The organism is Saccharomonospora piscinae (assembly GCF_005862235.1).
Classification (GTDB): Bacteria; Actinomycetota; Actinomycetes; order Mycobacteriales; family Pseudonocardiaceae; genus Saccharomonospora; species Saccharomonospora piscinae.
The window spans coordinates 13,358-37,501 of record NZ_VCEK01000001.1 but is presented as its reverse complement, the minus strand read 5'-3'; the positions used below and the strand labels follow the sequence as shown (position 1 = coordinate 37,501).

Annotated in this window: 21 protein-coding genes; 3 read left to right on the top strand and 18 right to left on the bottom strand. The window is 71.5% G+C overall.

From position 1 onward, the window contains the following. Window positions 1–215: 215 nt before the first annotated feature. The 9 genes from ruvX to FFT09_RS00140 form a co-directional block, all read right to left on the bottom strand. A complete protein-coding gene (gene ruvX, locus FFT09_RS00180; RefSeq protein WP_024873669.1) occupies window positions 216–710 on the bottom strand; it encodes a Holliday junction resolvase RuvX in 495 nt (164 codons plus the stop codon). Continuing rightward, window positions 707–3,373: an alanine--tRNA ligase gene (gene alaS / locus FFT09_RS00175; RefSeq protein ID WP_081190326.1), complete on the bottom strand. Its 2,667-nt coding sequence runs from the start codon at window positions 3,371–3,373 to the stop codon at window positions 707–709. The genes ruvX and alaS overlap by 4 nt, the downstream gene beginning before the upstream one ends. Window positions 3,374–3,502: 129 nt before the next feature. Then, window positions 3,503–3,817, bottom strand: a complete 315-nt coding sequence (locus tag FFT09_RS00170) for a hypothetical protein (RefSeq protein WP_081190327.1) — start codon at window positions 3,815–3,817, stop codon at window positions 3,503–3,505. Next, on the bottom strand, window positions 3,817–4,218 hold the full coding sequence (locus tag FFT09_RS00165; protein WP_024873666.1) for a DUF948 domain-containing protein: 402 nt from the start codon (window positions 4,216–4,218) through the stop codon (window positions 3,817–3,819). The genes FFT09_RS00170 and FFT09_RS00165 overlap by 1 nt, the downstream gene beginning before the upstream one ends. Before the next feature lie 68 nt (window positions 4,219–4,286). Then, the gene (locus FFT09_RS00160; protein WP_138381440.1) at window positions 4,287–5,672 is read right to left on the bottom strand and encodes a replication-associated recombination protein A; all 1,386 of its coding nucleotides are present in this window, start codon (window positions 5,670–5,672) and stop codon (window positions 4,287–4,289) included. A gap of 60 nt (window positions 5,673–5,732) precedes the next feature. Then, a complete protein-coding gene (locus FFT09_RS00155; protein WP_024873664.1) occupies window positions 5,733–6,944 on the bottom strand; it encodes an aminoglycoside phosphotransferase family protein in 1,212 nt (403 codons plus the stop codon). 94 nt (window positions 6,945–7,038) lie between these two features. Beyond that, entirely contained in the window at window positions 7,039–8,802 is a 1,764-nt protein-coding gene (gene aspS / locus FFT09_RS00150; RefSeq protein WP_138381439.1) for an aspartate--tRNA ligase, read from the bottom strand. Window positions 8,803–8,988: 186 nt separating this feature from the next. Continuing rightward, window positions 8,989–9,762: an IclR family transcriptional regulator gene (locus FFT09_RS00145; RefSeq protein ID WP_081190330.1), complete on the bottom strand. Its 774-nt coding sequence runs from the start codon at window positions 9,760–9,762 to the stop codon at window positions 8,989–8,991. A 60-nt stretch (window positions 9,763–9,822) separates the two neighbouring features. Beyond that, a complete protein-coding gene (locus FFT09_RS00140; protein ID WP_138381438.1) occupies window positions 9,823–11,574 on the bottom strand; it encodes a thiamine pyrophosphate-requiring protein in 1,752 nt (583 codons plus the stop codon). A gap of 603 nt (window positions 11,575–12,177) precedes the next feature. Between FFT09_RS00140 and FFT09_RS00135 the strand changes: the two genes are divergently transcribed. Next, on the top strand, window positions 12,178–13,362 hold the full coding sequence (locus FFT09_RS00135) for a YibE/F family protein (RefSeq protein WP_208544352.1): 1,185 nt from the start codon (window positions 12,178–12,180) through the stop codon (window positions 13,360–13,362). Here FFT09_RS00135 and FFT09_RS00130 read toward each other — a convergent pair. Continuing rightward, on the bottom strand, window positions 13,331–13,999 hold the full coding sequence (locus FFT09_RS00130) for a hypothetical protein (RefSeq protein ID WP_024873659.1): 669 nt from the start codon (window positions 13,997–13,999) through the stop codon (window positions 13,331–13,333). The genes FFT09_RS00135 and FFT09_RS00130 overlap by 32 nt on opposite strands. Further along, entirely contained in the window at window positions 13,996–14,670 is a 675-nt protein-coding gene (locus FFT09_RS00125; RefSeq protein ID WP_138381980.1) for an MBL fold metallo-hydrolase, read from the bottom strand. The genes FFT09_RS00130 and FFT09_RS00125 overlap by 4 nt, the downstream gene beginning before the upstream one ends. A gap of 157 nt (window positions 14,671–14,827) precedes the next feature. On the opposite strand from FFT09_RS00125, the gene FFT09_RS00120 reads away from it, so the two are divergent. Together FFT09_RS00120 and FFT09_RS00115 are read left to right on the top strand one after the other, a co-directional pair. Beyond that, a complete protein-coding gene (locus FFT09_RS00120) occupies window positions 14,828–15,703 on the top strand; it encodes a peptidylprolyl isomerase (protein ID WP_081190333.1) in 876 nt (291 codons plus the stop codon). 11 nt (window positions 15,704–15,714) lie between these two features. After that, the gene (locus tag FFT09_RS00115; RefSeq protein WP_244231110.1) at window positions 15,715–16,482 is read left to right on the top strand and encodes an aminotransferase class IV; all 768 of its coding nucleotides are present in this window, start codon (window positions 15,715–15,717) and stop codon (window positions 16,480–16,482) included. A gap of 11 nt (window positions 16,483–16,493) precedes the next feature. On the opposite strand, the gene FFT09_RS00110 is transcribed toward FFT09_RS00115, so the two are convergent. The 7 genes from FFT09_RS00110 to secD form a co-directional block, all read right to left on the bottom strand. Next, window positions 16,494–16,886 (bottom strand): type II toxin-antitoxin system VapC family toxin, encoded by a 393-nt coding sequence (locus tag FFT09_RS00110; RefSeq protein ID WP_024873655.1) that lies wholly within the window; start codon window positions 16,884–16,886, stop codon window positions 16,494–16,496. Next, window positions 16,883–17,119: a FitA-like ribbon-helix-helix domain-containing protein gene (locus tag FFT09_RS00105; RefSeq protein ID WP_081190335.1), complete on the bottom strand. Its 237-nt coding sequence runs from the start codon at window positions 17,117–17,119 to the stop codon at window positions 16,883–16,885. The genes FFT09_RS00110 and FFT09_RS00105 overlap by 4 nt, the downstream gene beginning before the upstream one ends. Window positions 17,120–17,215: 96 nt before the next feature. After that, on the bottom strand, window positions 17,216–17,989 hold the full coding sequence (locus tag FFT09_RS00100) for an enoyl-CoA hydratase/isomerase family protein (RefSeq protein WP_024873653.1): 774 nt from the start codon (window positions 17,987–17,989) through the stop codon (window positions 17,216–17,218). A gap of 30 nt (window positions 17,990–18,019) precedes the next feature. Next, window positions 18,020–20,374, bottom strand: a complete 2,355-nt coding sequence (locus FFT09_RS00095; protein WP_081190550.1) for a RelA/SpoT family protein — start codon at window positions 20,372–20,374, stop codon at window positions 18,020–18,022. A gap of 120 nt (window positions 20,375–20,494) precedes the next feature. After that, the gene (locus FFT09_RS00090) at window positions 20,495–21,025 is read right to left on the bottom strand and encodes an adenine phosphoribosyltransferase (protein ID WP_037333236.1); all 531 of its coding nucleotides are present in this window, start codon (window positions 21,023–21,025) and stop codon (window positions 20,495–20,497) included. Next, window positions 21,022–22,269 carry a protein translocase subunit SecF gene (gene secF, locus FFT09_RS00085; protein WP_138381978.1) on the bottom strand — a complete coding sequence of 416 codons (1,248 nt, stop codon included), beginning with the start codon at window positions 22,267–22,269 and terminating at the stop codon, window positions 21,022–21,024. The genes FFT09_RS00090 and secF overlap by 4 nt, the downstream gene beginning before the upstream one ends. A 22-nt stretch (window positions 22,270–22,291) precedes the next feature. Beyond that, a complete protein-coding gene (gene secD, locus FFT09_RS00080) occupies window positions 22,292–24,133 on the bottom strand; it encodes a protein translocase subunit SecD (RefSeq protein ID WP_138381436.1) in 1,842 nt (613 codons plus the stop codon). Window positions 24,134–24,144 lie beyond the last annotated feature (11 nt).

The window sequence follows — 24,144 nt, the reverse complement described above, 5'->3', positions numbered from 1 at the left end:
AGCACGGCGTGGCGGGAGCGGGTTCTCCCCGGTCGCCGAACGCCGGGATGGCCGGGGCGACGCCTGCGGCGGGGGCGGGGCCTGCGGCCTCGGCCCCTGCGGGGGCTGCCCCGGCGCCGGATGAGGGGGGTGCTGGCCGCGCTGGGAACGTGGCCCGGGCGGTCCGGGGCGCCGCCTGCGGGGGTCCTGTGCGTCGGCGCCGTCGAAGGGTGTGCTCACTGCTGTCCTGCCTCCCGTCCGACAGCGGCGGCACGCGCGTCCAGCCAGCCCTGCAGAATCTCCACGGCGGCGGCCTGGTCGACGACCGCCCGCTGCTTACGTCCCTTCACACCGCGCTGAGACAGCATCCGGCTCGCGCTCACGGTGCTCAGCCGCTCGTCGGCCAGCCGTACCGCGACGGGTGCGATCCGCTCAGCCAGCCGCCCCGCGTAGTCGGTGGCGACGGTGGCGGCGCTGCCGTGACGGTCGGCCAGTGTCCTCGGCAGTCCCACGATCACCTCGACCACATCGTGTTCGGCGACGAGCCGGGCGAGCTCGCCGAGATCGCTGTCGGTGTCGACATCACGCGACAGGGTAACGAGCGGGGTCGCCAGGATCGGCGCGGGATCGCTCAGCGCGACCCCGACCCGGACCGACCCGACGTCGACGGCGAGCCGCCGACCGGCCCCGGGGTCGTGCTCCCCGGGCCGGTCGGGCCGAACGTCGCTCACCGGGCCGCCGCGACGGCCGAGCGGAGGGCCTCCACGGCCTGCCCGATGCCGTCGGGCCTGCTGCCGCCGCCCTGCGCCATGTCGGGCTTGCCGCCACCTCGCCCACCGATCGACTCGGCGAACGCGGGCACGAGCTTGCCCGCCGCCAGCCCGGCGTCACGGGCGGCGGCGGTGGTGGCGACCACGAAGCTCACCTTCCCGTCGCCGGACGGGGAGAACAACGCCACGACGCCGGGGCGGGTGCCCAGCCGGTTGCGCACCTCGCCGGTGAGCGCACGCAGCGAGCCCGCGTCGATGCTCTGGTCGAGCCGCTCCGCCACGACCGCGACCCCGCCGACGTCGGTGGCGCGGTCGGCCAGCGTGCCCGCCGACCCCAGCACCTCGCGCATCCGCAGCTGCTCGATCTCCTTCTCGGCGTTGCGCAGCCGGGTCAGCACGTCCTCGACGCGCGACGGCAACTCGTCGGTGGGCACCTTCAGCGTTCCGGCCAGTTGTGACACCAGCAGCTGCTCCTTACGCACGTGGCGCAGGGCATCGCCGCCGACGAGGGCCTCGACGCGATGCACGCCGGAGCCCACGGAGGCGTCGCCGACCAGCTTGACCAGCCCGAGCTGGCCGATGCGCTCGACGTGGGTGCCGCCGCAGAGCTCCCGCGAGTAGTCGCCCATGTCGACCACCCGCACGTCGTTGCCGTACTTCTCGCCGAACAGCGCGACCGCGCCGAGTTCGAGCGCCCGGTCCTTGGTCGTCGTGTACGACCGCACCTCGACATCGGTCTGGAGGTAGTCGTTGACCTCCTCCTCGACCTCGGTGAGAACGTCGGCCGACACGGACTTCGGCGTGGTGAAGTCGAAGCGCATCCGGCCGGGCGTGTTGAGCGACCCCGCCTGGGCCGCGCGGTTGCCATAGGCGCCCCGCACCGCCGCGTGTACCAGGTGAGTGGCCGAGTGCGACCGCGCGACGGCCGCGCGCCGCGTGCCGTCCACCGAGGCCGTGAGGCGGGTGTCCACGCCCACCTCGCCCGCCACGACCTCCACCCGGTGGACGAACAGGCCAGGCACCAGCTTCTGCACGTCGAGCACCGTGAGTTCGACACCCTCGCCCACGAGCACGCCCGTGTCGGCGATCTGCCCACCACCCTCCGCGTAGAAGGGGGTGCGGTCGAGTACGAGCTCGGCGGTGGTGCCCTCCGCCGCGGCGGGAACGGGTTTGCCGTCGACGAGCAGGCCCAGCACCCTGGCGTCGGCCTGCAGGTCCGTGTAGCCGAGGAACTGGGTCTCCCCGTGGTCCTCCAGCAGGTTGCGGTACACCGAGAGGTCGCCGCGGCCGGTCTTGCGGGAGGCGGCGTCGGCCTTCGCGCGCTGCCGCTGCTGCTCCATGAGCGTGCGGAAGCCGTCCTCGTCCACCGCGAGGCCCTGCTCCGCGGCCATCTCCAGCGTCAGGTCGATGGGGAAGCCGTAGGTGTCGTGCAGCTGGAAGGCCTTGTCGCCCGCGAGGATCGTGCCACCGGAGTCCCGGGTCTGACTCGCCGCGAGGTCGAAGATGCGCGAGCCACTGGTCAGGGTGGCCAGGAACGTCTCCTCCTCCAGCCGCATCACATCGCTGATGCGGTCGAAGTCGCGGGCGACCTCCGGGTACGACGGCGCCATCGCGTCGCGCACCACGGCGGCGAATTCCGGCAACACCGGCTCGTGGACACCGAGCAGCCGCACCGAGCGCACGATGCGGCGCAACAGGCGGCGCAGCACGTAGCCCCGTGCCTCGTTGCCGGGCGTGACGCCGTCGGCGATGAGCATGACTCCCGACCGCGCGTGGTCGGCGATGACGCGAAAGCGGACGTCGTCGGTGTGGTCGGCGCCGTAGCGACGGCCGGAGAACTCCTCGGCGCGGTTGATCACCGGGCGCACGAGGTCGGTCTCGTAGACGTTCTCGACACCCTGCAACAGGTACGCGACACGCTCGATACCCATGCCGGTGTCGATGTTCTTCTGCGGCAGCTCCCCGATGGGCGCGTGGCCCTTCTTCGGGCTCAGCTCGCCCCGCAGTTCCTGCATGAAGACCAGATTCCAGATCTCCAGATAGCGGTCCTCGTCCACGGCGGGACCGCCCTCGCGGCCGTACTCGGGCCCACGGTCGTAGTAGATCTCGGAGCACGGCCCGCACGGGCCGGGTACGCCCATGTCCCAGTAGTTGTCCTCGGCGTCGCGGTACTGGATGCGGTCCGAGGGCAGGCCCGCGATCTCCCGCCACAGGGCGGCCGTCTCCGCGTCGTGCTCGTACACGGTGGCCCACAACCTGCTGGGGTCGAAGCCGAAGCCACCGTCGTCCTGCGACGTGGTGAGCAGTTCCCACGCCTGCTTGATGGCGCCGTGCTTGAAGTAATCGCCGAACGAGAAGTTGCCCGCCATCTGGAAGAACGTGTTGTGGCGGGTGGTCTTGCCGACCTCGTCGATGTCGCCGGTGCGCACGCACTTCTGCACGCTGGTGGCGCGTGGGTAGGGAGCGGGTACCTCACCGACGAAGTAGGGCTTGAACTGGACCATGCCCGCGTTCACGAACAGCAACGTCGGGTCGTCCAGGAGCAGTGACGCACTCGGCACCCTCGTGTGGTCGTGCCGGGCGAAGAAGTCGAGAAATCGCTTGTTGATCTCGTGTGTTTCCACTGGTCTTCCTTGGCGTGAGGCGGCCGGGCTCGCGGGATCGCGCGGACCGGTCCTGATGGATGCGAACGGGGGCGGCGAAGAGGCCGTGGCCGCGGCGACCCGCAGGGGCCGGCGTGTCGACCGCGTCCGTCAGCTCTCCGCCCTGCGCGCTCGCCGGGACTCGGGCGCGGCATGCCGCCCGCGCACCCGCTCGTCCCGGACCGCGGGCTGCCGGGGCAGTCCGGAACGGTGCTCCACGATGTCGTTCAGCTCGTGCTCCCGCTCGCTCATGCCGACACGGACGTCGGCGCCGAACGCGCCGACGGCGCCCGCCAGCTCCCGGATGGCGTCACCCACGTTCGAGGCTAACCCGGCGGGCGAGGCCTGACGAGCCGTCTCGGTCGCCTTGCGGGACAGCGTCACCCCTGCGGCGACACCGACACCGAGCCAGAAGAGTCGCTTCATCACCGACCGCCCTTCTTCCTCCTGCGGCGGGAGTGCTTGCCCTCGTCGGCCTTGCGCCTGCGAGCCCGCATCGCCTTGCTGATGCCGTAGGAGAGCGCGGCCGTCTTCACGAGCGGCCCTCCGAGCGTGGCGGTGAACACCGACGAGAGGGCGGACACGTTGCCCGACACCGCCTGCGCGTTGGCCGTGATGCCGTCCACCCGCTCCAACTGCGTGTTGACGTGGGTGATCGTTTCATTCGCCCCGTGCAGGAGCGGATCGGTGTTCTCGTGCGCCTTGCGAATCGCGGTCGTGGCCTCGTCGAGCGTGCGGCCGAGCTTGACCAGCGCGATCACCAGGAACAACACCAGCAGCACGAAGGCGCCCGCGGCGATCAACGCGGCGATCTGCCCTGCCGACACATACCCTCCTCGGAACTTCATCACCGACCACCAGGATTGGCCGTCAGGCTACCGCGCGTCGTCAGCCACTACCGACCGCCTCCCCGGATAGTGCGGCGCAGCTTCGGCACCCGCTCGGCCAGGGTGCGTTCCGCGCCGTGCCACCCGGGGTGGTAGTAGTCCCGGCCGACGAGTTCGTCCGGCGGGTACTGCTGGGCGAGCACGCCCTCCGCTGTGTCGTGGGGATAGCGGTAGCCCTGGGCGTTACCGAGGGTCGCCGCACCCGTGTAGTGCCCGTCGCGCAGGTGCGGCGGCACCGAGCCGACACCGCCGGAGCGCACGTCGGCCAGCGCCGCGTCGATGGCCGTGATGACGGCGTTGGACTTCGGCGCGGTGGCGAGATGGACGGTCGCCTGCGCGAGCGCCAGCCTGCCCTCGGGCATACCGATGAGCTGCACGGTGTGGGCGGCGGCGACCGCGGCCTGCAACGCGCCCGGATCGGCCAGTCCGATGTCCTCACTGGCATGCACCACCAGCCTGCGGGCGATGAAACGCGGGTCCTCGCCCGCCTCGATCATGCGAGCGAGATAGTGCAGCGCGGCGTCGACGTCGGAGCCGCGAATCGACTTGATGAACGCACTGATGACGTCGTAGTGCTGGTCGCCGTCACGGTCGTAACGCACGGCCGCCTTGTCCACCGTGGACTCCACGGTGGCGAGGTCGATCCGGCCCGTGCCCGTGGCCGTGGCCGCCTCGGCGGCCGCCTCCAACGCGGTCAGCGCCCGGCGCGCGTCCCCCGCCGCGAGCCGCACCAGGTGCTCGACCGCCTCGTCGGCGACGTCGACACCGCCCGCGAGACCGCGCTCGTCGGACACGGCCCGGCGAACGAGCCCGGCCACGTCGTCGTCGGTCAGCGGCCGGAGTTGCAGCACCAGCGACCGCGACAACAGCGGGGCCACGACCGAGAACGACGGGTTCTCGGTCGTGGCCGCCACCAGCAGCACGGTGCGGTCCTCGACCGCGCCCAGCAGCGCGTCCTGCTGTGTCTTGGAGAAGCGGTGGACCTCGTCGATGAACAGCACGGTGTCCTCGGTGGTGTACTGGCGGCGACGACGTGCCTCCTCGATGACGCCGCGGACCTCCTTGACACCAGCCGACAGCGCCGAGAGCGCGACAAAGCGCCGCCCGGTGGCCGTCGAGACGAGACCGGCCAAAGTGGTCTTGCCGGTGCCCGGAGGCCCGTACAGCAGCACCGACGCGGGTGTGGCGCCCTCCACCAGCCTGCGCAGTGGCGCGCCGTCGGACAGCAGGTGCTGCTGCCCCGCCACCTCGTCCAGCGACCGAGGCCGCATCCGCACCGCGAGCGGGGCGTGGGCCGGGGCCGGGGTCGAGACCGGGGCCGTCGAGGTCGCCGACTCGGCGCGCCCGGACTCGGCGACGTCCGGGTTCACCCTGAAGAGTTCGTCCTGGTGCACACCCCGACCGTAACCGGCCCCGCCGACAGTGTTGTTGCCGCTGTCACCGCGGTGCCGCCGCTACCGGAACGCCGGGTACAGCGCCAGCTCAAGCCCCGGGCCGAGGCGCGCGTCGAGCGCGGCGGACACCGCCGCCGCGTGGTCGGCGACGGCCTGCTCGCCCGCGAGTTCCGCCCGCCCGGCGAGATCGCGCCACCAGCTCACGAGCGCCGCCGCACGGCTGGCCGGTCCGGCGCCACGGGCGTCGCCCAGGTTGGGCAGGTCGCGCCACGTGCTCACCCACACCAGCACCAGCTGGGCGTTCAGCGTGAACGACGAGAGCCGCTCGTCGTCGGCCAGGCCCGGCCACAGTTCCACGACCTCGGCCCGCCAGGCCGCGGTCATCGCCTCGCTCAGCCCGCCGGGCAGCGCCAGCGGTTGCGGGCTCGACGCGAACGGTGCCCACAGGTGGGCGACGTCGGCCAGTGCGTTGCGGATGCGCCCGTGCTCGAAGTCGAGGAATCGCACTCCGGCATCGGTGATCAGGTTGTTGTCCGGCCACAGATCCACCGGGCTGAACGCCCGGTAGGTCGCCGAACGGGACCCCTCTGCCGCGCGTTCCACCGTGTCCAGCACGGTGTCGGGCGTCGAGACACCGAACGAGCCGTGCAGCAGGGCGGGCAGTTCCGCGACCGCCGCGAGCGGCACCATGTCGTCACCGTCGTGGTCGGGTCCCGCCTCGTCGCCGCGCGCGCGGCTGAGCCTGCGCAGTAGCGCGTCGAAGTCCGGCTCGCGACCGGCGGTGCTCGCGTGCATCCGGCCGAGCGCGCGCGCCCACGACAGCAGCGCGGTCTCGGCAGCCCGGGCGTCCGACCCGCGCAGCTTGTCCTCCAGCGTCGGAGCCCGGCCGAGGTCGTCGAGCACCAGGATGCGCTTGTCACCGTCGTGAGCCAGCAGCTCGGGACACACCCGGTCCTCGGGTGGCAACGCGGTGAACAACTGGTAGGTCGCAGCTTCCCTGGCGAAGGAGTCGGGCCATCCGCCGTCGGGCTCCTCCGGGTAGTGCTTGATCACCAGGGTGCGCGGCAGCGCGAACGCCGAGGAGGCCACCCTGGCCCTGACCACGGTGGCGGGGCCGCTGCCCGCGAGGTCCTCGGGCTCCGCCAGCGGGATGGAACTGCCGAAGCGGTGTGCGAGGACGGATTCGGCGGTCGCCACCGCTGCGGCGACCGGAGACGGTTCGACTCCTCCGCCGACGGGGGAATCGTCGGTGGAAGAGGCATCCAGAATCATCGTGTCCGACCCTACTAGTCGACGAGAGGGCCCCACCACAGGCAAACGGCTGACGCGCGCCGGACGGGGCCGCTGGTTTCTCCGTGCTGGTGCGTCAGCGCTGCTGCGGCTTGGCGTCGACCCCGGCCTCCTTGCGCTGCTGGGCTGTGATGGGCGCGGGCGCTCCGGTGAGCGGGTCGAAGCCGTTACCGGTCTTCGGGAACGCGATCACCTCGCGCAGCGACTCGGCGCGGGCCAGCAGCATCACGATGCGGTCCCAGCCGAACGCGATGCCGCCGTGCGGGGGCGGGCCGTACTGGAAGGCGTCGAGCAGGAAGCCGAACTTCTCCTGCGCCTCGTCCGCCGAGAGACCCATCACCTCGAACACGCGCTTCTGCACGTCGGCGCGGTGGATACGGATGGAGCCGCCGCCGATCTCGTTGCCGTTGCAGACGATGTCGTAGGCGTAGGCGAGCGCGTTGCCGGGGTCCGACTCGAACTTGTCGATCCACTCCGGGGTCGGTGAGGTGAAGGCGTGGTGTACGGCGGTCCACTTGCCGCTGCCCACGGCCACGTCGTCGGTCTCGTCGGCCGACTCGAACAGCGGGGCGTCCACGACCCACACGAACGACCACGCGTTCTCGTCCACCATGCCGAGGCGGTGGGCGATCTCGACCCTGGCCGCGCCCAGCAGTGCCCTGGAGTCCTTCGGCCTGCCCGCAGCGAAGAACACGCAGTCGCCCGGCTTGGCGCCGACGGCGTCGGCGAGGGAGTCCCGCTCCTGCTCGGACAGGTTCTTGGCCACCGGACCGCCCAGCGTCCCGTCCTCGCCGACGAGCACGTAGGCGAGACCCTTGGCACCCCGCTGCTTGGCCCACTCCTGCCAGGCGTCCAGCGTTCGGCGGGGCTGGTCGGCACCACCGGGCATCACCACGGCGCCCACGTACGGTGCCTGGAACACCCGGAACGGCGTGTCGGCGAAGAACTCGGTCAGCTCGACGAGTTCCAGTCCGAACCGCAGGTCGGGCTTGTCGGTGCCGTAGCGGCTCATGGCCTCGGCGTAGGTCATCCGCCGGAACGGGGCGGTGACCTCGGCACCGGCGAGCGACCACAGCGCCGAGATCACTTCCTCGGCCAGCGCGATGACGTCGTCCTGCTCGACGAAGCTCATCTCGATGTCGAGCTGGGTGAACTCGGGCTGCCGGTCGGCCCGGAAGTCCTCGTCGCGGTAGCAGCGGGCGATCTGGTAATAGCGTTCGAGGCCGCCGACCATGAGCAACTGCTTGAACAGCTGCGGCGACTGCGGCAGCGCGTACCACGCTCCGGGGCGCAGCCGCGCGGGCACCAGGAAGTCCCGCGCGCCCTCGGGCGTCGAGCGGGTCATGGTCGGAGTCTCCACCTCGACGAAGTCGTGCCGGTGCAGGACGTCCCGGGCCACCCGGTTGACCTCGCTGCGCAGCCGCATGGCCGAGGCGGGCCCGCCGCGCCGCAGGTCCAGATACCGGTACCGCAGCCGGGTCTCCTCCCCCACCTCAAGGCGTTCGTCGATGGGGAAGGGCAGCACCGCCGACTCGGACAGCACCTCGAGGTCGGTGACGTAGACCTCGATGTCGCCGGTGGAGATCTCGGGGTTCTCGTTGCCCTCGGGCCGCCGGGAGACCTCGCCGGTGATCCGCAGGCAGTACTCGGAGCGCAGCCCGTGGGCGCGCTCGGCCATCTCGCCCTCGCGGAACACGATCTGGGCGATGCCACTGGCGTCGCGGAGATCGATGAAGATCACCCCGCCGTGATCGCGCCGCCGTGCCACCCAGCCGGTGAGGGTGACTGTCTGGCCAACGTGCCCGGCACGCAGCGCGCCGGCGTTGTGGGTGCGAAGCACTTCGCGGGATCCTCTCGACAAACGTTCGTCCGACGGGTGGTCGCTGCCCGGTGGTCCGGCACGGCACCGCGCGGCACGGGCAGCCGACAGCACAGGTTAGCCAATGCAACCGGCGCCGACGCCACCAGGTTTGCCGTGCGCGGGTCTGTTCGCGCCCCGATCACCCGGACCGGTGATCCGCTGCGCTCACACGCCATCACCGAGCGCGGTCGACATCGCGGTCGCGGCGACCCGCACGGCCTGCCCGAACCGGTCCAGATCGAGGGTCTGCGCCCGGCCGGTCACGGACAGGGCGGCCACCACCCGCCCGGCCCTGCCGTGGACGGGAGCGGCCACGGCAGCCACCCCGGCCTCGGCCTCCTCGTAGCTGATTCCCACACCCCGCTCGACCGTGCGCGTGAGATCCTGGTGCAGCAGCCCCGGCAACACGATGGTTCTCGGGGTGAGCCGGGGCAGCCCCGCGGTGACCAGGCGATGGAACCGGTCGCGACCGCCCCAGGCGAGGAACACCTTGCCCGTGGCCGTGCAGTGCGACAACAGCCGCGAGCCCACCCGCGAGCGCAGGGGCATGGCGTCGCGCCCGGTGACCTTCTCGACGAACAGCGTGTAGACGCTGTCGGCCACGGCGAGGTGCACGTTCTCCCTGCTGACCTCGTGCAGCCGCTCCAGGTGCGGCAGCGCGGCCTCCCGCAGGACGCGGTGGACGGGCACCAGCTGCCCCAGCCGGAACAGCTTGGTCGCCAGCCGGTAGTGCCCCGGCCCCGACCGTTCGATCGCACCCCACTCCACGAGATCGCCGAGCAGCCGGTGTGCCGTGGGCTTGGGCAACCCGGTCCGGGCGGCGATCTCGGCGAGCGTCAGTTCGGGTTCACCGGAGGTGAACGCGTCCAGCAGCGACAGCCCGCGCGCGAGCACCGACCGCGACCGCGTGCGGGCAGGCTGCCTCGTCTCCCCATCCACGGTGCGAAATAGTACGAGTTCGCCCGCCCGGGTGAGGACGCTTCCCTGCCGATGACCGCGTCAGAGGCCGGGGACCTGCACAGCCAGGACCGCGGCGCGGCCCGACCGCACGACGGAGTACGCCTCCGCGAGCGCGCCGGGCAGCTCGCCCGCCGCCTTGACCGTCCTGCCCCACGCGCCACCCGCGGCGGCCGCGATGCCGGCCAGGTCGGCCTGCGGGGTGAAGTCGACCCCGAAGTCGTCGTGTCGCGCGGCCGTGCCGTCCGGATGCACGCCCAGCGCCGACGCCTTGGGCGCGTTCCAGCCGTTGTTGTCGAAGACGATCGTCAACGACGGCGCGTCGTAGCGGCGCGCCAGCCAGAACGCCGAGGACGGGACACCGAAGAGGTACGAGCCGTCGCCGACCAGGGACACCACGGTCCGGTCCGGTGCGGCGAGCTTGGCGCCCACCGCCGCGCCGAGTGCCCACCCGAGCGAGCCACCGCCGGAGCCGAGCAGCGACCCGGGCGTGTTCCGGCGCAGGTGCCAGCTCACCGCGGGGTAGTTGGTGATCGACTCGGTCAGTACCAGAGTGTCGTCGTCGACGAGGTCGCGGACGAGCGCGACCAGGTACTCCGGCGTGATCGTCTCGCCGTCGGGGACCTCGCACCGTGATCGTTGCTCGAACAGCCGCTCGTGCTCGGCCTCCGCCGTGGCCCGGCGGGCCGCCACGGCGGAGGGCTCCGCCAGCTCCGTGACACGCTCCCGCAGCTGCCGCACCGCCGTGGCGAGGTCGGCACGGGCGAAGAGTTCGGCGGGCACGTGCCACAGCGGCATCTGCTCCTTGAGCGGGTCCTCGTCGACGACGAACACCCGCGCGTCGGCCGACGGCCGGTTCCGCGTCGGGATCCACGGCACGTCGCTGCCGAGTACCAGAACCACGTCGGCTGATTCCAGCAGCGGGTTGTGGTGCTGGTCGTTCCACTGGTAGCCCCAGTGCAGCGGGTGGTCGGCGGGGAAGTTGACGTGCATGGGCACCGACTCCAGCACCCCGGCACCCGCCGCCTCGCACAGCCGGACCAGCTCCGGCACGGCCGCGCGGTCGCGCCCGAGGTACGAGGTGACGACCACCGGCTGCCGCGCGCCCGCCAGCGCGGAGGCCACCCGCTCCACCGTGTCCGGCGCGAGCGCGGCCGGGGCGACGGGCGGGAACTGCGCCGGGTCGGCCCGCTGCGGCGGCGCCTCGGCCTCCATGACCTCCCGGGGACCGACGAGGTAGACCGGCCCCGCGGGGCTGCTGCTCGCGATCTGCACCGCACGGCGGACGAGCTGCTTGACGTTGGCGCCCGTGCGGATCTCGTTGTCGTACTTCGTGTACCCGCGCACGATGCCGCGCTGGTCGTGGACGTCCTGGATCCACTGGATGAACTCGTTGCGGCTGCCGAACAGCTCGCCGTCCTGGGTGAAGGGCGACGCTCCCGCGTACATCAGTACCCCGGTGCGGCCCTTGGCGGCGTTGTGCAGCATGCCGCCGATGTTCTGGGTGCCGCACTCCACGTGCGCCAGCACCACCTGCGCCACACCGCTGACCTGGGCATGGCCGAGTGCCGCCGCCATCGCGACGCTCTCGTGCGGGCAGATCACGAGGCGGGGCAGGGTGTGCTCGCGCCCCTCGGCGCGGGCCAGCGCGTACGCCTCGAGGATGCCCGGGTGGTCACTGCCGAGGTTGCCGAAGACGTACTCCACGCCGCCCTCGGCCAGCGCCTCCAGGAAGGCGGTACTGGTCGTGTAGCCGCCGTCGCCGCTCCGGCGAGTCGTCGCGTCCGAGCCCACAGTCGGGTCCTTTCCCTGTTGTTCCCCCGGGGGGCAGCTTCCCCCCGGGCCCGTCGGCGCGCAACGACAGCGTTTCGACGGCCGGAACAACGGTCGCGGGACACACCGCGGGAGGCGAGAACGGGGCGGCGTGTCGGCGTCCGTCTCCCACGTCCGACCCCCAGCCGGACGTGCGGAACGGGCGTCGGTGCTCGACACGCCGCCGCTGACACGTTCTCGCACCCTGTGACGTGAGGGGAAGGCCGTCGGTTCCCCCGGATGCGCCCACCGTTCGCGACGATCCCGACCTGTGCTGTGTCGCGGTAACGGTGCGGGGAAGATGTCCGGGTGGCATCCGACTATCCCGACGACCCGACCGCGCCGCTGCCCCGGATCCGGCGTGCGCGGCCCGATCCCGCGGGACCACCCGCGCCCAGGCGGGAACCACCGCGCCGCCGTACCGCGCCGCCGCCCGCGGCGGGGACGGCGCGCGAACGCACGGGTGACATGTCACGCCCGCGCACCCGCGACGACGCGGACGCCGACACCCCGCCCGTGGCCGTGCCCGAACCCGGCCACGGCCACGGGCACGGGCACGGGCCGGTCCCCCCGTCGTCGCGGCGGGTGCGGCGGATGCTGCTCCTGCTCCTGGCACCGGTCGCGGCGGCGGCGCTGGTGGCGGTGGGCGTGCTCTATCCGTGGGGCGGCGAGGACGAGCGGGCTCAGCGGTCGGTCGGCACGCCCGTCGACGGCGTGGTGACGGCCGCGACCGCCGGTCCCTGCCTGGCGCCAGGGCAGGTGCAGGTCGGCACGCCCGCGCCCGGTGCCGATGAGTGCCTGGCCGTGGAGGTGATGCTCGACGAGGGCCCCGCCGCCGGTACCGCGATCACCAAGACCGTGCCGCTGGAACCGAGCACACCGCGCTTCGCGGTCGGCGACGAGGTGGTGTTGTCCTTCAGCGGCGCCGACGCCTCGAACCCGGCGTCCTACCAGCTCCGGGACTTCCAGCGAGGAGTGCCACTACTCGCGCTCGGTGCGTTGTTCGTCTTCGCGGTGTTGCTGCTGGGCCGGTGGCAGGGTCTCGCATCGCTGGTCTCGCTGGGCGTGAGCTTCGCGATCATCGTGTTGTTCCTGCTTCCCGCCATCCTCGCGGGGCGCGATCCACTGCTGGTCGCCATCGCCGGCGCGGGTCTGATCATGTTCGTCACGCTGTACACGACGCACGGCTTCTCGGCGCGGACCTCGGTCGCGGTACTGGGCACGATGACGAGTCTCGCGCTGATCGGGGTGCTGTCGGCGGTGTTCTCGGCCGCCGCGAACCTCACCGGGCTCGGCGGCGACACCAGCGACCTCATCGGGACGCTGGGCGAGGGCGTCGACGCGCGCGGCCTGCTCCTGGCCGGGGTGGTGATCGGTGCGCTCGGAGTGCTCGACGACGTCACCGTCACCCAGGCCAGCGCCGTGTGGGAGCTCCGGCGCGCCAACCCGTCACTGGGCTGGCGGGGCCTGTACACGGCGGCGCTGCGGATCGGTCGCGACCACGTGGGCTCGGCGGTCAACACACTCGTCCTGGCCTACGTGGGCGCGGCGCTGCCCCTGCTGCTGCTGTCGTCGCTGGCGGACGTGGGGCTCTCGCCGATCCTGCAGTCCCAGGACATCGCGTCGGAGATCGTGCGCACGCTGACCGGCAGCATCGGCATCGTGGCGGCGGTCCCGCTCACGACGGTGCTGGCCGCCCTCATCGCCATCCGCGACGACGTGCCAGGCGATGCGGCGCTCAGCCGTCCAGAGTCGCCACGAACCGGCTGACGGCCTCCATGCTGAAACGCTGGGCGAGCTTGGCCGACGGCGCCGCCGACGCCAGCCGGTAGAGCGGGCGGGCGGCGGCGGCATCGCCCCGCGCCTCGGCACGCAACTGCGCCACGAGCAGCTCGGAGAAGACCACGCCCCCGGAGTTCAGGTTGTTCACCACCGCGTCGGCCAGCCGCCGCAGCGCCAGAATGCCCAGCTCGCGGCCACCGGTTCCGGCGTAGACCGCCAGGTCGATCTTCACGGCCGGACCCCGCTCCGCGCCGACGAGCAGGCTCACGGTCCTGGCGCCACGCACGTCGGTGAGCAGCAGGTCGACCCGGGAGGCCGTCACCAGGTCCACCCTGCGCGTCCCCCAGGTGCGCACGACGACCTCGGTGCCCTCCAACCACAGGCGGCGGCGCGCGGTGGACAGCACCAGCACCAGCAGCGGCACCGCGACGACCGCGGCCACGACCAGCCCCGCCACCTGCCCGCCCAGCAGGCCCGCGAGCCCGCCGAACGCCGCCGCGAGCAGCACCACCGCGATCAGCCCGGAGATCGTCCGCTTCCGGCGCGCGGCGGGATCGTCGCCGGACAGCGCGATGCGGTCGGGTTCGCGGGCCGGAGTGACGCCCTCGGGCTCGGGTTCGGTCATGACACGTCCTCGCTGTCGGTCTCGGCGGTGAGAAAGGGGTTGGCCGCTCGCTCGCGGCCGAGCGTGGTCGCCCCGCCGTGCCCGGGCAGCACGACCGTGTGGTCCGGGAGGCGCAGCAGCCCCCGCAGGGACCGCGCGAGCGCGGCCGGATCGCCGCCCGGCAGGTCGGTCCGGCCGACGGACCCGGCGAAGAGGGTGTCGCCGGTCAGCGCGAGAACACCGCCCTCGTCGCTGCGCAGCCGGAAGACGACGGAGCCCGGCGTGTGGCCCGGGGTGTGCTCGACCTCGATTCGCAACCCGGCGAGGTCGAGCACGGGCGCGGTCAGCGGCACCACGGCGGCGGGTTCGATCGGCGCGAGCGGCCCCGCGACGTCCGCCAGCTCGGGGCCGAGGCCCGCGAGCGGATCGGCCAGCAGGTGGCGATCCTCCGGCCGGATGTAGCACGGCACGCCGTGGGCGTCGGCGACGGCCGCCGCCGAGGCCACGTGGTCGACATGCCCGTGTGTGGCCAGGACCGCCACGGGGGTCAGCGAACGCTCCCGCAGGGCGGCGGCGACGGCGGACTCGGCGTCCTGACCTGGATCGACGACGACACACTCCCGGCCCTCACCGGTGGCGATCAGGTAGCAGTTCGCCTGGAACACGCCGGCCGGGAACCCGACGACGAGCACGGCGGACACCTCCGGTTCTGGGATCGCTGACACCTTAGCCGTCCCGCGCCGACCGCTGTGACCGCCCAACACCGCCCCTACACAGCCTCCTCACAGACAGTGCCCATAGACTGCCGCCACCCGCAGCGGGTGCGCCGAGAGGACCCAAGGAGGGCAGGTGGCGACCAACCAGCAGCGCCGCGAGGCCGCGAAACGCAAGCTCGAACGACAGCTCGCCCGTCGCAGCGAACAGGCCAAGCGACGCCGGATCGTCGGGGTGGGCGTCACGGTAGGTGCCGTGGTCGTCGTCGCCGGGCTCGTGGTGATCCTGGCCACACGCGGCGACGACAGCACCGCGGACGGCAGCGATTCCGCGGCCGATTCGTCGGCGTCGGCCTCTGGGCCGCCGTCGGCCCCGCAGGAGGACGTGCAGATTCCCACGGAGCGGGTGGAGCCCGCGTCCCGGCCGGAACCGTTGCCCAACCCGACCACGTGCGAATACCCCGAGTCCGGGGAGGCGGCCAAGGAGGTGCCCGCGCCGGACGGCGAGAACGTGTCCTCGGAGGGCACGGCCAAGGTGACGCTGCACAGCGAAGCCGGTGACATCGGCCTCGACCTCGACCGGGCACTGGCACCGTGCACGGTGAACAGCTTCGTCCACCTCGCGCAGGAGGGCTACTACACCGACACCGGCTGCCACCGCATCGGCACCCAGGGGCTGCAGATGCTGCAGTGCGGCGACCCGACGGGCAGCGGAACCGGGGGCCCCGGCTACAGCTTCGCCGACGAGACGTTCGACTCGCTGACCTACGGCCGGGGTGTTCTCGCGATGGCCAACAGCGGTCCCGACACCAACGGCAGCCAGTTCTTCATGGTGTTCGGTGAGGCGCCGCTGCCCCCGGACTACACGGTGTTCGGCACGATCGACGACGCCGGACTCGAGGTGATCGACGAGATCGCCCGCGCGGGCCACGACGGCAGCTTCGACCCGAGCCCCGGCGGCGGCAAGCCCAACACCGAGGTGACGTTCACCGACGTGACCGTGGACGCCTGAGTCCCGCGTCGGTGGCCCAGCTCAACGGGCGGACGGCGACGGCGGAGCAGCTCGCCGCCGTCGCCGTCGCCAACTACGGCCACTTCACGACCCTGCGGGTGACCGAAGGGCGGACGCGGGGTCTCGACGCCCACCTGGAGCGCCTGGCCGACGGCAACCGGAGGGTGTTCGGCACCGGCCTCGACGGCGAGTTCGTGCGCGAGTGCCTTCGCCGCGCCGTGCCGGGACGCGGCACGGTGGTCGCGAGAGTGTCGCTCGTCGGCGCCCCCACCGTCCGGGAGCCCGACGTGCTCGTCACCCTGCGCGCGGCACCCGAGCCGGGCCGTCCGATGCGGCTGCGGACCGTCCACACCGAACGCGCGTTGCCGGACCTCAAGCACGTCGGCACGTTCGCGCAGCACTACCACGCTCGCACCGCGCGTGAGGCGGGGTTCGACGACGCGCTGTTCGTCACCTCCGGCGGCCACGTGGCCGAGACGTCGGTGGGCACCGTCGGGCTGCTCGACGCCGGGGGCGGCGTGGTGTGGCCGCAGGGGCCGGCACTGACCGGGACGACCGGTCGGCTGCTGACCCGCGCGCTGCGGCGGCGGGCGGTGCCCGTGACCCACCGCCCCGTCCCGCTCGCCGAGGTCGGCGGGTTCACGGCGGCGTTCGTGTGCAACGCGGTGACGTTGCTCCGGCCGGTCACGGGCATCGACGACCTGCTTCTGCCCGGCCACTCCGACGCTCTCGCGCCGCTGCGGGAGGCCTACGAGGCGATACCGGAGCACCCGCTGTGAGCCGCCGGGTGCTACCGGACGGTGCGTACCGAGCATCGCAGCCCCGGCACTCGCTCGACCTTGGCGTCGATGGTGACCAGCTCGACGGTGAGCAGCTCGGCCAGCGCGACGTACGCCGCGTCGTAGGGCCACATGTTGTGGCGTAGTTCCCAGATCCGGGGCAGAAGGGGCACATGGTCAAACCGGCGGATCAGGAGAGCGCTGAGCAGTTCAATAGCGTCTTCCGCTTCATTTGCCGAGATCTTTTTCCCTCGCACAAGGCCCCGGAGAGTCGACACGCACTCCAGATCGACTGCGTGCGGTGCCGCCCAGGAACTTCGCGCTAGGTCGGTGCGCAGTGTGTCCCCGACGGTGTCCCTGCCCACCAGGAACTCCACCAACGCGGACGCATCAATTACGATCACTCGCGGCTCTCGCGGGCCTCTGCCGCAGCGGCGACCACGTCGTCTGCAGTGACTCTCCCGCGCGCAGCCAATTGCCGGGCTCGACCCGCGGCTTCCTCGGGGGTCAGCATCCTGGCCTCTGACTCCAGCAGCCCTCGCACGAAGGCTTGCAGCGACTGGCCCTGGCGAGCGGCCCGGACCTTCAGTGTGGTGAGGGTGTCGTCGGAGACGTCTCGGACGTGAATGGTCGACATGCAAGCATTGTATAACCAATGCTTGCTGACCGGTCCCGAACTGCGGACACGGCGACACGAACTGCGGACACGGCTACCCAGCTTGCGGACACGGCGTCAGGTGAAGTTCGGCGGGCGGCGGTCCAGGAAGGCCGCCACGCCCTCCGCGTAGTCGGCGCTGCGCACCGCCTCGGTGCGGATACGCTCCACCTCCGCGTCCGACTCGCGCTGGCCCGCCAGGATCCGGCCGATGATCTCGTTCATCCCGCGCACTGACGTCTGCGATCGCGAGCAGAGTGTGCGGGCGAACCCGGCCGTCGTCTCGTCCAGCGCATCGGGGTCGACGACCTCGTTGACCAGTCCCATCTCGCGGGCGCGGGCCGCGTCCACCCACTGCGCGGACAGCAGCAGGTACCGCGCGTGGGCGGGACCGACCAGCGCCACGAGCTGCCGGGTCGACGTGAAGTCGTAGACGATCCCGAGCTTGGCCGGAGTGATGCCGAACCGCGCTCCCTCGGCCGCGAATCGCAGGTCGCAGGCCACCGCCAACTGGCAGCCGCCGCCGATGCAGTTTCCCCGGATCATCGCGATGCTCGGCTTGCTCAGGTCCGTCAGCGCCCGCACGGCCGCCGTGACCGCCCGGTCGTAGGTCGCCGCGCCCTCGGCCGTCGACCGCAGGTCGCGGAACTCCCCGATGTCGGCACCGGCGGAGAAATGCCCGCCCTGCCCCGTCAGGAGCAGGACCTTCACCGCCGGGTCGGCGTCCACGGCCGCGACCAGTTCCGGGACCGCCGACCACATGGCGTGGCTGATGGCGTTCATCTTGCCGGGGCGGTCCAGCGTCACCGTCGCGATCTCGCCGTCGACCCGGAGATCGATCCCGTCGTACATGATCGACACAGTACGGTGCGCGGTCTGGCGTCAGGACGCCGACGTGACGCGATAGACGTCGTAGACGCCCTCCACGTTGCGGACGACCTTGAGCACGTGACCGAGGTGCTTCGGGTCACCCATCTCGAAGGTGAACCGGCTGACGGCGACCCGGTCCCGCGAGGTCGTCACCGACGCCGACAGGATGTTGACCCGCTCGTCGGCGAGCACCTTGGTGATGTCGGACAGCAGGCGGTGCCGGTCGAGCGCCTCGACCTGGATGGCGACGAGGAAGACCGACGACTCCGTGGGGGCCCACTCGACCTCCAGCAGCCGCTCCGGTTGCCTGCGCAGCTCGTCGGCGTTGGTGCAGTCGGTGCGGTGCACGCTCACGCCACCACCGCGCGTGACGAAGCCCAGGATCTCGTCACCGGGTACGGGAGTGCAGCACCGCGCGAGTTTCGTCCAGATGTCGGTGTCGCCGCCCCTGACCACGACGCCGACGTCACCCGTGCTCCGGCGCTGGGTGACGGTGGACGGGGTGGCTCGCTCGGCGAGTTCCTCCTCGGCCTCCTCGACCCCGCCGATGAGCGCGACGAGACGCTGCACCACGTGCTTGGCCCCGACCTGGTGCTCACCCACCGCCGCGTACAGCGAGCTGATGTCCGCGTGGCGCAGCTCCTTGGCGACCGAACCCATCGTGTCGGCCGAGACCAGCCGCTGCAGTGGCAGCCCGATCTTACGGACCTCCTTGGCGATGGCCTCCTTGCCCGACTCGATGGCCTCGTCGCGGCGCTCCTTGGCGAACCACTGCCGGATCTTCGCCTTCGCCTTCGGCGAGCCGGTGAACGACAACCAGTCGTGCGTGGGGCCCGCGCCCTCGGCCTTCGAGGTGAAGATCTCGACGACCTCGCCGTTGTCCAGCTTGCGTTCCAGCGCGACGAGCCTGCCGTTGACCCTGGCCCCGATACACCGGTGCCCCACCTCGGTGTGCACGGCGTAGGCGAAGTCCACCGGCGTCGAGCCCACCGGCAGCGTGATCACGTCGCCCTTGGGGGTGAAGACGAAGATCTCCCGGGTCGCCAGGTCGTAGCGCAGGGACTCCAGGAACTCCCCCGGATCGGCGGCCTCCCGCTGCCAGTCGAGCAGCTGGCGCATCCACGCCATCTCGTCGACGTCCACGGCGTTGCCGCGGTGGGTGCCCTTGGTCTCCTTGTAACGCCAGTGCGCCGCGATGCCGTACTCGGCGGTGCGGTGCATCTCGTGGGTGCGGATCTGCACCTCGAGCGGCTTGCCGTCCGGCCCGATCACCGTGGTGTGCAACGACTGGTACACGCCGTAGCGCGGCTGGGCGACGTAGTCCTTGAACCGGCCCGGCATCGGTTGCCACAGAGCGTGTACCACGCCCATGGCCGCGTAGCAGTCCCGCACGTCCTCCACCAGGATGCGCACGCCCACCAGGTCGTGGATGTCGTCGAGGTCGCGACCTCGCACGATCATCTTCTGGTGGATGGAGTAGTAGTGCTTGGGCCTGCCCTCCACTTTCGCGCCGATGCGGGACTCGTCGAGCTGCCGGGTCAGCTCCCCGATCACCCAGCGCAGGTAGGTGTCCCGCGACGGCGCGCGATCGGCGACCAGCCGCACGATCTCGTCGTACTTCTTCGGCTGCAGGATCGCGAAGGCCAGATCCTCCAGCTCCCACTTCACCGTCGCCATGCCGAGCCGGTGCGCCAGCGGGGCGAGGACCTCCAGGGTCTCCTTGGCCTTGCGCGCCTGCTTCTCCGGCGGCAGGAAGCGCATGGTGCGCATGTTGTGCAGCCGGTCGGCGAGCTTGATGACCAGCACCCTCGGATCACGCGCCATGGCGATGACCATCTTGCGAATGGTCTCAGCCTCGGCCGCCGTGCCGAGCTTGACCTTGTCGAGCTTGGTGACGCCGTCGACGAGTTGGGCCACCTTCTCACCGAACTCGTCGGTGAGCTGCTCCACCGAGTACCCGGTGTCCTCGACCGTGTCGTGCAGCAGCGCGGCCACCAGCGTCGTGGTGTCCATTCCCAGCTCCGCCAGGATGGTGGCGACGGCCAGCGGGTGGGTGATATAGGGATCGCCGGACTTGCGGCGCTGCTCGCGGTGCAACTCCTCGGCGACGTCGTACGAACGCTGCAACAACGCCAGGTCCGCGCTCGGATGCAGTTCGCGGTGGATGACGGCGAGCGGTTCCAGCACCTGTTTCACCGACGCGGGACGCTGCGCCGTGATACGCCGCGCCAGCCGCGCCCTGACCCGCCGGGTCGCCGACGGTGCGCGCACGGCAGCGCCGGGAGGGTTCGTGGCCTCCTCGGCTGCCGGGGTCGGCGTGCCGGCGTTCGAACTGGCAGCGACCACGGAATCAAGCTCCTGGCTCACCCGCACCTCCAGCTCGTCACGCGACTGATGACGTCAAGCGTAACGCGGGAGCAGGCTCCGCTGTGCCCGCGGGCGTGCGGACCCCGCCCCACCGGAGCGAACGCGCCGCAGATGGGGAGGTCAGACCGACCGCAGCGCGTGTACCGGTACCGCACCGAGCCGGGCGCGCCCCGCGAGCCCGGTGAGCTCCAGCACCACCGCCACGCCGGTCACCTCGGCCCCGGCCGTGCGCAGCAGCTCCGTCGTGGCGGCCACGGTCCCGCCGGTGGCGAGCACGTCGTCGACGACCGCGACCCGCTCACCCGGCCGCACCGATCCGATCGGCAACTCCAGCGTGGCCGTCCCGTACTCCAGGTCGTAGTCGACCCGGCCCGCGACGTTCGGCAGCTTGCCCGGCTTGCGCACCAGCGCCACACCGAGCCCACGCGCGTAGCCGAGTGCCGCCGCGAGCACGAACCCGCGCGCCTCCACGGCGGCCAGCCGGTCCACTCCGTCGCCGACGGCCTCACCGAGCGCGTCGATCACCTGCGCGAACCCGGACGGGTCACCGAACAACGGCGTCAGGTCACGAAACAGCACGCCCGGCTCGGGGAAGTCGGGAATCTCGGTGATGAGGTCCAGCGCTCGGTCCAGTGCGTTGCCGCCCGTCACCGCTTCCGCTTCCCCGTCGGACGGCCCGAGCGCCGCTGGTCCGAATCCTTCCCCGCTTTCACAGCCTTCTCGTGGCGGGCGGGCACGCTCGCGGCGGCGGCGTACGCCTTCTCCCGGCGGAGTTCGGCCTCGAGTTGCTCGTCGTCGCCGGGGTCGAAGTGGTCGTCCTCGTCCGCCTGTGCCGCAGCGGTCCCGTTCTCCTCACGCCTGCGCGCCTGGTGTTCGCGCCGGGCGCGCACCTTCTCCGCCTGCTTGCGGAACTTGGGCTCCCGCATCTTGAACCCGACCAGCACGGGAGTCGCCAGGCACACCGACGACAGCGTTCCGGCGAGAATCCCGGTGAGCAGCACCAACGCCAGGTCCTGCAGCGTGCCGGAGCCCAGCAGCAGGTTGCCGACCACCAGCAGCCCCAGCACGGGCAGGACGGCGATGAGCGAGGTGTTGATCGAGCGCATCAACGTCTGGTTCAGCGCCAGGTTGGCCGCCTCGGCGTAGGTCCGCCGCGTCAGGTTGAGGATGCCGCGGGTGTTCTCCTTGACCTTGTCGAACACCACCACGGTGTCGTACAGCGAGTAGCCGAGAATCGTCAGCAACCCGATCGCGGTGGCGGGCGTCACCTCGAAGCCCACGAGCGAGTAGAGGCCCGCCGTCACCACCACGTCGTGAATCAGCGCCACCAGTGCGGCGACCGCCATCCACTTCTCGAAGTAGAGCACGAGAAAGACGGTGACCAGCACGAGGAACACCGCCAGCGCGATCAGCGCCTGCTGGGAGATCTCACCGCCCCAGGACGCGCTGACCCGGCTGTCGCTGATCGCCTGCCTGCTCGGCTCCCCGTCGGCGCCGATCGGCTGCAGCTCGGCGAACATGGCCTGCTTGACCTGCGCGACCTCGGCCGGTTCTAGGGTCGAGGACCGGAGCTGGATCGCGGCGGAGCCCCCGGTTCCGACCTGCTGGGTTTCGACCGGGTTGCGGCCCAGCGCGTCGGCGAACGCGTCGCCCGCGTCCTCGGTGCTGATCGGGCCGTTCGCTCCCTGCGCGGGCAGCTGGATCTGCGTACCGCCCTCGAACTCGATGCCGAAGTTGAAGCCCTTGAGCCCCATCGAGCCGACGCTGATCAGCATCAGCAGGCCGAAGAAGACGAACCAGCGGCGACGGCTCCCGACGATGTCGAAGGCCCCGGTGCCGGTGTAGAGACGCTGGAAGACGGACTGCTTCACGGGCACCTCGCCCGTGGCGTTCATGGTGTTCGGGGTCTCGCCCACGTCACGCCTCCTTCATGCTGGTGCGGACCGTGGTCCTGCGGCTGGTGCCGATCTGCTGCACCGCGCCGAGACCGGAGAGCTTGGGGCTCGACAGCCGCTTCGACCGGGACACCATCGCCACCAGCGGGTGCGTCACGAGGAACACGACGATCAGGTCGAGGACCGTGGACATGCCCAGCGTGAACGCGAAGCCCTTCACCTCACCGACCGCGAGCACGTAGAGCACACCGGCCGCGAGGAACATGACCGCGTCGGAGGCGAGAATCGTGCGCCGGGCCTTCGCCCAGCCCCTCGGGACCGCGGAGCGGAAGGTTCTGCCCTCCCGCATTTCGTCCTTCAGCCGCTCGAAGTACACGACGAACGAGTCGGCCGTGACACCGATGGCGACGATGAAGCCGACCACTCCCGCGATGTCGAGCGTGTACCCGATCCAGCGCCCCAGCAGCACCAGCATGGCATAGACGATGGTCGCCGACAGTGCCAGCGACAACACCGTCAGCACACCGAGAATGCGGTAGTAGAACAGGCAGTACACGAACACGAGCGCCAGCCCGACCGCGCCCGCGATGAGCCCCGCCTGCAGCGTGGCCAACCCGAGCGTGGCCGAGACCGTGGTGGCGTCGGACGACTCGAACGACAGCGGCAGCGAGCCGTACTTCAGCACGTCGGCGAGATCCTGCGCCTCACTCTGTCCGAACTGGCCGCTGATCTGGGTGTCGCCACCCGCGATGGCCTCGTTGATCGACGGTGCGGAGACCACCTCGGTGTCCAGCACGAAGGCGGCCTGCGAGCCGATGTTCTGGGCCGTGAAGTCGGCCCAGATGTCGGCACCGCGCGAGTCGAACGACAGGTTGACCACCCAGCCGCCCTGCTGCTGGTTGTAGGTCGCCGTCGCATCCTGGATGTTGGTGCCCTCGAGGAACACCGGCGAGAGCACGTACTTCTCGGTGCCGTCCTGGTTACAGGCGACCAGCGGACGGTCCGGCGCGTCGTTACCCGCCAGCGGGTCCAGCGTGCCGGGGTCACAGTTCAGGCGGGCGAGTGCCTGCTGCTGCACCTGCTGCGCCTGCTGCATCGCGGCCTGGTCGGTGGGATCGGCGGGCACGAGATCCGGTGCCTGCCGCCACTGCCGGGCCTCCTGGATCTGCTGGGCCGTCTCGTCCTGGAGCGACTGCCCCTGCCCGTCCTGACCGTTGTCGCCGCCCTGACCGTCACCGTCAGGGTCGTCGGGCTGCTGCGCGGGCACGACGCCCGGCGGGCTGCCACCGCCACCCTGACCCTGCTCGCCGTCGTTGGCGCTGTCACCGGTGTCGGCGCCGTCGGCCTCGTCAGCGGAGCCCTGGTCACCCGAGCCCTGCTCGCCGTCGCCGCTTCCCGAACCCGGCGGCGCACCCTCGTCACCGGCATCACCCTCGTCACCGGAGCCCGCCCCGGGATCGGGCTGCTGGTTGCCTGCCGCACCGGCCGGCACCGCCGCGATCACCTGCCGGAACGCGAGCTGGGCGGTCTGGCCGAGTGTCTTGGCCTGCTCGCCCTCCTCGCCCGGCACCGTGATGACGACGTTGCTGCCGTCGAGCAGCACCTCGGCGCCGCTGACACCGATGCCGTTGACCCGGTTCTCGATGATCTGCCGCGCCTGCTGGAGCTGCTCGCGCGAGGGGTCCGACCCGTCGGGGGTCCGCGCCGTCAGCGTGACCCGCGTGCCACCCTTCAGATCGATTCCGAGTTTCGGCGTCGGGCTGCCGTCACCGGTGAAGAACACCAGCGAGTACAGCGCGGCGACGATCACGACGAAAAACGCGAAGTAGCGTCCCGGGCGAATCTGCCCGGCCGGTGGTGCCACGGTCGGTCGCT

Excerpts from the sequence above, each read along its gene's own strand:
- secF (WP_138381978.1), bottom strand. The coding sequence starts at position 22,269 with ATGAACGCCACGGGCGAGGTGCCCGTGAAGCAGTCCGTCTTCCAGCGT.
- FFT09_RS00100 (WP_024873653.1), bottom strand. The coding sequence starts at position 17,989 with ATGTACGACGGGATCGATCTCCGGGTCGACGGCGAGATCGCGACGGTG.
- FFT09_RS00105 (WP_081190335.1), bottom strand. The coding sequence starts at position 17,119 with ATGTCGACCATTCACGTCCGAGACGTCTCCGACGACACCCTCACCACA.
- FFT09_RS00155 (WP_024873664.1), bottom strand. The coding sequence starts at position 6,944 with ATGATTCTGGATGCCTCTTCCACCGACGATTCCCCCGTCGGCGGAGGA.
- FFT09_RS00170 (WP_081190327.1), bottom strand. The coding sequence starts at position 3,817 with ATGAAGCGACTCTTCTGGCTCGGTGTCGGTGTCGCCGCAGGGGTGACG.
- FFT09_RS00130 (WP_024873659.1), bottom strand. The coding sequence starts at position 13,999 with ATGACCGAACCCGAGCCCGAGGGCGTCACTCCGGCCCGCGAACCCGAC.